Annotated in this window: 6 protein-coding genes; 4 read left to right on the top strand and 2 right to left on the bottom strand. The window is 72.9% G+C overall.

The genetic code is table 11. The features are described 5' to 3' along the window. On the bottom strand, positions 1-576 hold a 576-nt coding region (locus HYV93_18955), incomplete at its 3' end, for a proteasome ATPase (protein ID MBI2528050.1). Positions 577-1,060: 484 nt separating this feature from the next. Here HYV93_18955 and HYV93_18950 point away from each other — a divergent pair. The 4 genes from HYV93_18950 to HYV93_18935 all read left to right on the top strand — a co-directional run bounded on the left by HYV93_18950 (position 1,061) and on the right by HYV93_18935 (position 6,103). Continuing rightward, complete coding sequence (locus tag HYV93_18950) at positions 1,061-2,635, top strand: hypothetical protein (protein MBI2528049.1); 1,575 nt, start codon at positions 1,061-1,063, stop codon at positions 2,633-2,635. Then, positions 2,632-4,203, top strand: a complete 1,572-nt coding sequence (locus HYV93_18945; GenBank protein MBI2528048.1) for an ABC transporter substrate-binding protein — start codon at positions 2,632-2,634, stop codon at positions 4,201-4,203. Before HYV93_18950 ends, HYV93_18945 begins: the two co-directional genes overlap by 4 nt. Positions 4,204-4,347: 144 nt before the next feature. Then, a complete protein-coding gene (locus HYV93_18940) occupies positions 4,348-5,280 on the top strand; it encodes an ABC transporter permease (GenBank protein ID MBI2528047.1) in 933 nt (310 codons plus the stop codon). Continuing rightward, positions 5,270-6,103, top strand: coding sequence for an ABC transporter permease (locus tag HYV93_18935; GenBank protein MBI2528046.1), 834 nt, complete (start codon positions 5,270-5,272; stop codon positions 6,101-6,103). The genes HYV93_18940 and HYV93_18935 overlap by 11 nt, the downstream gene beginning before the upstream one ends. Positions 6,104-6,124: 21 nt before the next feature. On the opposite strand, the gene HYV93_18930 is transcribed toward HYV93_18935, so the two are convergent. After that, on the bottom strand, positions 6,125-10,324 hold a 4,200-nt coding region (locus HYV93_18930), incomplete at its 5' end, for a CoA activase (GenBank protein MBI2528045.1).

Genomic DNA, 10,324 nt, shown 5'->3' with positions numbered 1-10,324 from the left:
GTCGAGCACCTCCTTGAGGATGACGACGTCCCCCTGGATCTCGTAGCCGGCCGTCTCGACGACGTTGAGCCCCTCGTTGAGGATCAGCTCCTGGCCGGGCTTGATCTCCTCGGCCTTGATGGACGGGTGGAGGTTGACCTTCACCTTCCGCCCCTGCGAGAGGATGTTGACGGTGCTGTCCTCGTTGACGGACAGGTACACGCCGTAGGTCGAGGGCGGCGCGCAGAGCTTGTCCACCTCCTCGCGCAGGGAGGAGATCTGCTCGCGCGCCTCGTAGAGCGCGTTGACGAGCTTCTCGTTCTGGTTGAAGGACTGGACGAGCTGGCGGTTGGCCTCGCGGAGCTTGTTCTCGAGGACCATGCTCTCCTTGGGCGCGTCCTCCATCTTCTTGCGCAGCCGCACCGTCTCGGCCTCGAGCGAGCGCACGTAGGCCTGCAGGTCCTGCACCTGCACCTCGTACTCCGTGAGCCGCCGGCGGTAGTTCGAGTCCGTCATGGGAAGGAACTTCGACAACCCCTTCATCCCTTCTGACGAGGGCTCCCTGTTCGGGCTGGGTTTCTTCTCGAACTCCTTCATCTCCACCCGTTCCTTTCCAGGTGAGGCCGCGGGCGCTGCGCCGGGCGAGCCCATCGGGGGTACAGCACCCCCGCACGCATCGTCAGTATATGGGCCCGTTTCGCGGGGTGTCAAGGGAATTGCCCCTGAATCACCGTTCACATCCATTGAATTCATTTGAGTTTTCCCGATCCCTGCCCCTGGTGCTACCCTATCGCTCTCACCGTCTCAAACGCCTCGGAGACGCCGGGAGTTCCGCTCCCGTCCGCGTCGCCCTTCGCCCTTCACGAGACTCTTCAAGCAAGTTCAATGCCGACTCTGAGCCGCACGCGCAGGTCTGGGACGACGCGCAGATGGGCGCGGGCGCGGCAGGGCCATGCCTCGAAACTGGGAAAGTTGGCGACAGATCCTGCGGCGAAATTACAGCCCTCATAGCTCCGGGGCCGGGCCGCCCTCTCAGCGCGTTGCGATCGCAGCGCTTCAGGTTCCGTCGTATAAGAGAGGCATGTCGCCGGGCCTTCGCGTGCTCTGCGGGGCTCTCGTGGCGCTCCTCGCGCTCGGGGGCGCCCGGAGCGTCAGCGCTCAGGGGGCAGTGCTGCGCGTGGGCGTTGCCGCGTTACCCGGGACGCTCGATCCAGCCGGGGCGGCCGAGGGATCCGCTGCGATCGTCACCCGTCAGGTCTTCGATCGGCTGGTCCACTACCGCGAGGGCTCGAGCGACGTGGAGCCGGGGCTCGCCGCCCAGTGGAGCGTGGCGCGCGACGGGCTCTCCTGGTCCTTCCGGCTTCGCGAAGGCGTGCGCTTCCACGACGGCACCCCGCTGACGGCGCAGCACGTGGCGGTGAGCCTCGAGCGCCTGCTCTTCCCGGGCCACCCGCAGGCGCCCGAGCGGAACCCGGTGGTACCGCGCCTGCTGCGCGGGACCCCCGGCGTCGTCAAGGAGATCCGCGCGCCCGACGCGCGGACCGTCCAGATCCACCTGGTGCTGCCCTATGCCCCCCTCTTGACCGTCCTCGCGCATCCGGCCCTCGGCATCGCCCGCGCGGTCACGGGACCCGACGGCGGCACGCGCTGGATCGGCACCGGGCCCTTCAGCCCGGCCGAGGTGGGACCGGGTCGCATCGCCCTGGACGCCCACGCCGCGCACTGGGGGGGCGCCCCGCGAGTCGGCCGGCTGATCTTCCTCGAGTATCCGGAGCTCGAGCGCGGCGAGGCGGATCTCGACCAGGGCGCTCTCGACGTGCTGATCCCCGCCGCAGCCCCGTCTCGGCTTGCCGGAGCCCTGTCCGTCCCGGGCTGGGGCCTGGGCTACCTGGCGATGCAGACCGAGCGCGATCCCTTCAGCCGGAAGAAGGTCAGGCAGGCGGTGGCGGCGGGACTCGATCTCCAGGCGATCGGCGCGGCGGTCGAGCCCGCGGCCGCACCGCTCCCGTCCTTCCTCCCCCCCGGCGTCTGGGGTAGCGCCGGCGCCCGAGCCGGCTGGAACGCGCGTCCCGAGGTCGCGCGGCGGCTCCTCGCTGAGGCGGGCCTCGGGAGAGGCATCTCGTCGTCGCTCCTGGTGGCTCCCCTCGGGCCCGGCATCGATGCCGCGCGCCTCGTCGAGGCCGTGCAGGGCGCGCTGGGGCGGGCTGCCATCGGGGTCACCGCGCCTCCCGAGCCGCCAGAGGTGGCGCTCCGGATGGCGCGGAGCGGGGAGCACCAGATGGTCCTCGTCGAGGTCCTGGCGGAAGGGGGCGACCCGCACCTGCTCCTGTATCCGCTCTCCACCAGCGAGGGGGCCACCAAGGGTGCGGCGGCGCTGAACCTGTCCTTCTTCAGGGACCGGCGCCTCGACGATCTCCTGATCCGCGGCAGCCAGCTCTCGTTCCGCCCCGAGCGCCAGCGCGTATACGCGCGGGCGCAGGCGCTGCTGGCCGACGAGGTCCCCTGGGTCCCGCTCTACGTGCGCCGTCACTGGGCCGTGGCGCGGCCCGAGGTGCGCAACCTCCGCCTGCACCCCAGCGGCTTCCACCGGCTGGACCGCGTGGTGCTCGAGCCTCCGCCTCTCGCGCCTGCCCCACTTCCCGCGCCGCGGCCATGACGCGGCGGCTGCTGGCGGCGGTCCTGATCCTGGCGGTGGTCTGTCCCGCGCAGGCTCTTGCTCAGAAGCGGGGAGGGACCCTGCGCACGGCGTTCGGTGCCGACCCGCCCACCCTCGATCCGGCCCAGGCCACCGACACCACGTCCTCAGCCGTGATCCGGCAGCTCTTCGACACACTCGTGGAGCTGGACGACCGCCTCGAGCTCCGCCCCGCGCTGGCGGAGCGCTGGACCGTGTCGCCGGACCAGCGGCTCTATACCTTCTGGCTGCGCCCCGGGGTGCGCTTCCACAACGGGCGCGTCATGACGGCAGCCGACGTCAAGGCCTCCTTCGAGCGCGCCGCCCGGGGCAAGCGGCCCTGGGTGTTCGAGAAGCTGGCCGGCGCCCGCGAGCATATCCGGGGCGGCTCCGGGGGGATCCCGGGGGTGCGCGTGGTCGACGATCGCACCCTGACGCTCCAGCTCGACCGGCCCTTCGCGCCTTTCCTCTACCTGATGGCCTACGACGCCGCCTCCATCGTGCCGGCCGAGGAGACGCAGCGGCTGGGCCCGGCCTTCGCGAGCCGGCCGGTCGGCAGCGGCGCCTTCAGGCTGCGGGAGTGGGTGCGCGACGATCGGGTGGTGCTGGAGGCCTTTGCCGATCACTTCCGCGGGGTGCCGTGGCTCGACCGCATCGTCTTCCGCGTCATCCCGGCCGAGATCACCCGCTTCAACGAGTACCGCACCGGTCGCCTTGACGTGAGCGACATCCCCACAGGCCATTGCCGCGCCGTCAAGGCCGATCCGGCCTTCAAGGGGCATGTGGCCGTCTGGCCCACGCTCGGCACCCAGGCGGTGCGCTTCAACGTCGAGAAGCCGCCCTTCGCCGACAGCCGGGTGCGGCTCGCCGTGGCGCGGGCCATCGACCCCGCCGCCGTGGCGGAGGGGCTCCTCGAGGGGTGCGTGATCGCGGGCAAGGGGATCCTGCCTCCCGCCCTGCGCGGCTACAACCCCCGCGTCGCGGCGCCGGGTTTCGACCGCGAGCGCGCCCGCCGGCTCCTCGCCGAGGCCGGCTACCCCGACGGCCGTGGGCTGCCCGCGATCGCGTACCACTTCAACACGGGGGATCTCAACCAGCGCATCGCCGAGTGGCTGCAGGCCCAGCTCAAGGAGATCGGACTCCGCCTCGAGCTGAGGCGGCTCGACTGGGCGGCCCACATCAAGGTGGTGGACCAGGGCGGGGCGGCCATGTTCCGCCAGGGATGGATCGCCGATTACCCCGATCCCGAGAACTTCCTCACCGTGCTCTTCCACTCCAAGAACGTCGGCGCTGCGGGCAACACGGGGCGCTACCGGAGCCGTGAGCTCGACCGCCGGCTCGACGAGGCCGACGCGCTGCCGCCCGGCCCCGCGCGCTTCCGGCGCTATCACGAGGCGGAGCAGCAGATCCTGGACGATGGTGCCTGGATCACGCTCTACCACTACTCGAGCCGCGCGCTGATCCGCCCCGCCGTCAAGGGGCTGGAGCGCTCGCCGCTCTCCTCGGCGCCGGAGATGCTGGCTCCGCTGCGCAAGGTCTGGCTCGAGTAGTGCCGGGCCCTCCGACTTCGCTCGGGCTCGCGCCCACTCGCCCGGGTGTCGATCTCCGCTCGCCGCGCCCGCGGGTCGCACAGCGGGGCCTCGTCTGGCTCGCCCTGTGGCCCGGCACCCTGCGAGGGCCAGGTGGCCGCTGACCTGATCGAGCCGGCACTCAGGCGCTGCCTGGCAATCGTTCCGGTGCTCTTCGGCGTGAGCCTCCTCGTCTTCGCGCTCACGGCCGTGGCCCTCGGCGATCCGGCGCGGGCCATGCTCGGCCAGCGGGGCGACCCGGAGCTGGTCCAGAAGATCCGCCGCGACTATGCCCTCGACGCCCCGCTGCATGTCCGCTACCTCGCGTGGATGGGCCGGCTGCTCCAGGGCGATCTCGGCACCTCGTACCATCAGCAGCGGCCCGTGGCGGAGGTGATCGGCGAGCGGCTGCCTGCCACGGCGCGGCTCGCGCTGGCGGCCACGGCGGGGGCCGTGGCGCTGGGCGGGCTGGCCGGGATCGTGGCGGCGCTCCGCCCCGGCAGCCCGCTGGATCACCTGCTCATGACCACGGCGGTGGTCGGGATCTCGACGCCGGTGTTCTGGCTCGGCATGATGCTCTCCCTTCTCTTCGCGGTATGGCTCGGCTGGCTCCCGGTCTCCGGCTATGGCGACGGCGCCTGGCCCAACCTCGTCTTGCCGGCCCTGACCCTGGGGGCCATCCACGCGGGGACCATCGCGCGGCTGGCCCGCTCGAGCTTGCTGGAGGTCATCCGCCAGGAATACGTGCAGACGGCGCGTGCCAAGGGGCTTGGCGAGGCACGGGTCATCGGCAAGCACGCCCTCCGCAATGCGCTGATCCCCGTCGTGACCGTCATCGGGATCGGGCTTGCCGATCTCCTGGTGGGCGCTCCGCTCACCGAGACCGTGTTCGCCTGGCCGGGGCTCGGCCGCATGCTCGTGGCCGCGGTCGGCCAGCGGGATCTCCCCGTGGTCATGGGCGCCGTGCTGGTCTTCGCCGTCATCTACGTCGGCGCCAACCTCCTCGTGGACCTGGCGTGCATGACCATCGACCCGCGGATCCGCCGCCGTGGCCGCTGATCGCGGGCGGGGGAGGCTCGTGGCGGGCGCGGGCCTCGTGGGCCTCTTCGCGGCGGCCACGCTGCTGGCCCCGTGGCTGGCGCCCGTCGATCCCACTCACGTGCCGGCCTCGCTCGCCCAGGCGATGCTCAGGCCGCCCGGAGCCGGGCATCTCCTCGGCACCGACGCCCTCGGGCGCGATCTGCTCTCGCGGGTGCTCCACGGCGGGCGCGTGTCCCTCGCGATCGGCATCGGCGTCGAGGCCGTGTCGGCGGCCATCGGCATCGCCCTGGGGCTGCTCGCGGGCTACTACGGCGGCTGGCGGGATGGCGTGCTCATGCGCTTGACCGACGTGGTCATGGCCTTCCCCTCACTCATCCTGGCCATCGGCCTCATCGCCGTCTTCGAGCGCCCGGGGCTCGACAAGGTGGCCGTGGTGCTGGTGGCGCTGGGCTGGACGACCATCGCGCGCGTGGTGCGCGGCGAGGTCCTGTCGGTGAAGGAGCGCGAGTACGTCCAGGCGGCGCGGGCGCTGGGGACGCCGGATCCCCTGCTCATGCTCCGTCACGTCCTGCCCAATCTGGCGGGCCCCGTCATCGTGACGGCGACCATCGGCGTGGGGAGCAACATGGTGGCCGAGGCGGGGCTCTCGTTCCTCGGCCTGGGCGCCCAGGCGCCCACCCTCTCGTGGGGGAGCATGCTCGCCGAGGGGCAGACCTTCCTGGCCTCGGCGCCGTGGGTGGCGGTCTTCCCCGGCCTCGCTCTCATGCTGGCCGTGCTCGGGATCAACCTCCTGGGCGATGCGCTCCGTGATCGCCTTGACCCGCGCCTCAGACGCGGGTGACGGCGGGCCGCGACGCCAGGCTCAGGGGGCCAGGCGCTCGCCGGTCCGCCGTGGGCCCCACTCCACCTCCATGCCTCCGCGGTTGGCGGCCTCCCGTGAGGCCCCCGGCGCGGGCGCCTCTCCGGGCGCGTGACGCGGAGCCTCCGCCCGCCCGGCAGCCATCCGCGTCCGGTAGCGCTCCTGCACCTCGTAGACGAAGCGGTCCACGATCGCCGCGTCCACGGGGTCACCGTTGAGCGACAGCGTCAGCGAGAGCAGGCCCTCCTGCTCGGCGACGTGGAAGAACTGCGCCTCCGCCAGCTTGTTGGGCATGCACTCGTGGGGCCCCACGCTGAGCACGCCGTCGATCCGCCCGTGCCGCCACTCGTGGACGGCCGCGCCGAGCGTCAGGATCGCCTCGCCCGCGAGCTCGCGGCGGATCCACGGCCCGGCGGCCGAGAGGATCTCCTGCACGGTGGGGCGCGCCGGCCACCCGAGCCGGCGGGCCATGATCCGATAGGCGACGGTGTGGATGCGTTGCTGCACCCGGTGGGACAGCCTGTCGCCGAAGCTGGCGCCCCGCGCCGAGGCGCAGTCTGCGGCGTACTCCAGCCACTCGGCGACGGGGGCGACGCGGACCCGCACCCCCCGCTGCTGCAGCCGCTCGACGATGTGGTCGGTGGCGAACGGGTCGCACCGGACGTAGATCTCGCCCACGAGGAGCACCGTCGGCGCATCGCCCGGGCCGCGGGCCGCCCCGAACTCCGCCGCCGCGGCGTCGAGCAGCTCGGCGCAGCCGAAGATCCGGCCGCTGGCGGCCTCGAGGATGGCGCGCCCGACGCTCAGCTCGCCCCGGCCCGCCTCCTCCAGGCGGGCGTGGAGGGCGCGCGAGACACGCTCCCGGATCGCCCGCGCCAGGCCCGGCTCCCTCTCGGTCGGCGCGGCCTCGAGCATCGCGGCCGTCAGGAGGTCGCTGGCCACGATCGCGGTGAAGGCCAGGGCGCCGAACCCCTCGCCGACCTGCGCGAAGTACGACTCGTCCGACGGCGACCAGAAGCGCACGCGACCGTCGAGGCCGGCGCGGTCGCAGATCACCTTCTGGAGCAAGTGGTACGCGCCGAAGCGGCACGGCCCGGATCCGCTGGGCATCAGCAGCACGAAGCGCCGCCCGGCATCGTCGCGCGCGATCCGCTGGAGGAACCCCCCCAGGGTCAGCGCCAGGGGGATGCACTCCTTGCCGGAGGTGTGACGCCTCCCCAGCCGCAGCGCCTCGCGATCGGGGACCCCGAGGCTCTCCACCCGCATCCCGCGCCCGCGAAGGGCGGCGGCGACGGCGTCGGAGGCGTCCGACAGCCACGGCAGGAGCACCGTGTCGTCGCGGCCGATGAAGTCGCCCGGCGCGATCCGACGGTCCGCCACCGCCTGCAGCGAGGCCGGCGGGCTCTCCGGCGCGCCCCCCAGGTCCTGGCGGACGCAGTAGAGGAAGGCCTCCACGCGGGTCTTCGTCCCCGCGTCCCCCGTGTGGCCGTCGGTCTCGATGACGGCGAAGGGCTTGCCGGCCATGATGTAGGCGTAGAAGTGCGAGGTGAAGCTGTCGGGCCCGCAGGAATAGTTCGTGCAGAAGAGGCTGTAGACGCCCTTCGCCCTCCGCACCTGGTGGGCGGCCCGCAGCGTGCGCTGGGCGTGGCCCCAGTAGACGTCGCCGAAGGCCGGCACCTCCCCGCCGACGGGGTAGCAGTCCACCGGGATGGGGAGCACGCCCTGCTCCCGGAGGATGGCGGGGACGCTGGAGTTGAGCACGCTGTTGTGGATCGTGTAGCTGCGGCCCAGCACGACCACGGGGATCACGGCCTCGCGGGCGCAGAAGTCGAGGGCCTCGCGCCCCAGCGCGCGGCAGGCCGCGTCGAACCGCTCCTGCTCCTGCACCGCCGCCTCGTAGGCGGGGCGCCAGCGGCGGGCCGCGCGGACCCGCTTCGCCAGGCCGGCGCACACGGCGCGGAGGGCCGGCGAGCGGAGGTTCCCGGGGCCCAGGTCGACGGTCGGGGAGACGATCACCGGGTGCCGCTCCGGCCCGAGGTCCCAGCGCAGCAGGTCCGCGCTTCCCTGCTCGATGGGGCACGTAACCGAGTGCTCCTCCCCGGCGGCGCGCGGGAGCTGCCTGAGCATGGGGAGGAAGAGGTAGTCGGTTGCCTCCGTGGCCAGCTCGGAGACCAGGCCGTGGTAGAGCTGCATCGGCGCGCAGAAGGGGACGTTCGACTCCTCGATGCCCCGCCTGAGCGTCGCCTGCCCGGCGGCGGTGCGCACGACGGGGTCGAGCCCCAGCTCGTGCAGGAAGGTGACGAAGAAGGGGTAGAGCTCCTTGAGGAGGAACTCGTCGGTCAGCGCGATCCGCGGCGCCCCGCGCGGGGTCGTCATGCGCGCGGTGAGCTCCGCCACCAGCTCCTCGCGGCCGCGGAAGGGGTCCGGCGCGCGGTCCGGGAGCTTCGCCCGCCGGGTGCCGCGGTCGTGCAGCGAGCAGGCGCCGCCCCACGTGAAGCTCTTGCGCTGGCCCGCCACGACGGTGGCGAGCCGGTCGATGCGGCACCTGTTCCCGGCGCCGCCGCAGCCCCGCGTCGAGCGGCAGACGAAGGTATCCTTCGCCTCCACGCGCGCCCCGAGCACGCGCGCGGGATCCAGCGCCGGGAGCGTGCCGGCCCCGCGCTGCTCGAGCGTCAAGAGGGCGATCCCGAGCGCGCCGACGGTGCCCGGGTTGGGTGGGATGATGACCTCGCAGCCGGTCTGGCGCGCCACGGCGGCTGCCAGGGCCGGGGCGGCGAACGGCATGCCCTGGCAGAAGACGACCTGCCCGACGCTGCGGCTCCCCTTCACCCGGTTGAGGTAGTTCTGGATCACCGAGTCGTAGATGCCCGGGATGATCGCGGCGCGGTCCACGCCGGCCGCTGCGGCCGCGTCGATGATCTCGGCCATGAACACCGAGCAGTGCTGGCCGAGCGACACGGCGCAGTCCGAGCGGATCGCCGCCTCCCCGAGCTGGGCGACGCTGTCGATCCCCGAGAAACGCTTCCCCTGCTCCTCGATGAAGGACCCGGTGCCCGCGCTGCAGGCCTCGTTCATGGCGGCGTCCACCACGCGCCCCTCGACGAGGCGGATGTACTTGGCGTCCTGCCCGCCGATCTCGAAGATCGTGTCCACGCGCGGGTCGTGATGGAGCGCCCCCCAGGCGTGGGCCGCGATCTCGTTGAGGACGAAGACGGCGTCGGGCCCGTAGCAGGTCGCCATCAAGGAGCCGACGATCTCGCGCCCGCTGCCGGTGGCGCCGAGGGCACGGACCGGCGAGCGGCCGGCCGGGCCCGCGAGGAACTGCCGCACCAGGGCCTGCGCCGCCCCCACGGGGTCGCCGCTCGTGTTCCGGTAGCCTTCCCAGGTCACGCGGCGGCTTCCGACGTCCAGCGCTACCGCCTTGGAGCCGGTGGAGCCGATGTCCAGGCCGAGCACGAGGCCGGCGGCGCTGGGGGGCGCCGGGGGCGTGGGCGCCATCCGCCTGACCTGCCGGAGGTAGGTCCCGAGGGCCGGGATGGTCTCGAAGTGCGCCTGCCCGGCCGGCTCGAGGAGATTCTCGAGAGGCGGGAGCCCGGGGCGGCCGTCGGCCGCGGCCACGGCGGCGCCCAGCGCCTCGAAGTAGAGGTTGTCGTCGGTCACGGGGCCGAAGCGCATCTCGTGCCGCTCGGCGAAATCCTGGAAGCGCGCGCGGATGCGCTCGCTCCGGCTGACGCCGCCGACGAGGACGATGGGCGAGGGGCTGACACGGGGCTTGACGAGCACCTGGACGTTCTCGCAGACGGCATCGAACAGCCCCGCCAGGATGCGCTCCCGCCGCTCGCCCTTGTTGGCCAGGTGCGTCATGTCGGTCTTGAGGATGACGGGGCAGCGGCCCGAGAGTGGGGCGGGGTCCGGGACGCCGGCGCAGAGGGCGCTGGCCTCTTCGATCGTCAGCGCGAAGCGCTCCACGAGCTGCCTGAGGAAGTTGCCGGTTCCCTGCGAGCAGCGCGAGTTCTCGCGGAAGACCTCGACCCCCGGCCCGCGCAGCTCGAGCACCGAGAAGCCGTGGGCGCCGATGGAGACCACCGTGGCCGGGGCGCTGCCGTGGAGGAACCGATGCCCCCTGGCCTGCGCCTCCTTGAGGGGGATCCTCGGCAGGGCGACGGTCCGGGCGAAGCGCCCCGTGACCGCCGCGCCGCGGAG

This window comes from Candidatus Rokuibacteriota bacterium, from assembly GCA_016188005.1.
Classification (GTDB): Bacteria; Methylomirabilota; Methylomirabilia; order Rokubacteriales; family CSP1-6; genus UBA12499.
This window is presented reverse-complemented; position numbering and strand designations above follow the sequence as displayed.

What these genes read in the sequence shown, in the direction of transcription:
- HYV93_18950 (MBI2528049.1), top strand. Translation starts at nt 1,061, where the DNA reads ATGTCGCCGGGCCTTCGCGTGCTCTGCGGGGCTCTCGTGGCGCTCCTC.
- HYV93_18945 (MBI2528048.1), top strand. Translation starts at nt 2,632, where the DNA reads ATGACGCGGCGGCTGCTGGCGGCGGTCCTGATCCTGGCGGTGGTCTGT.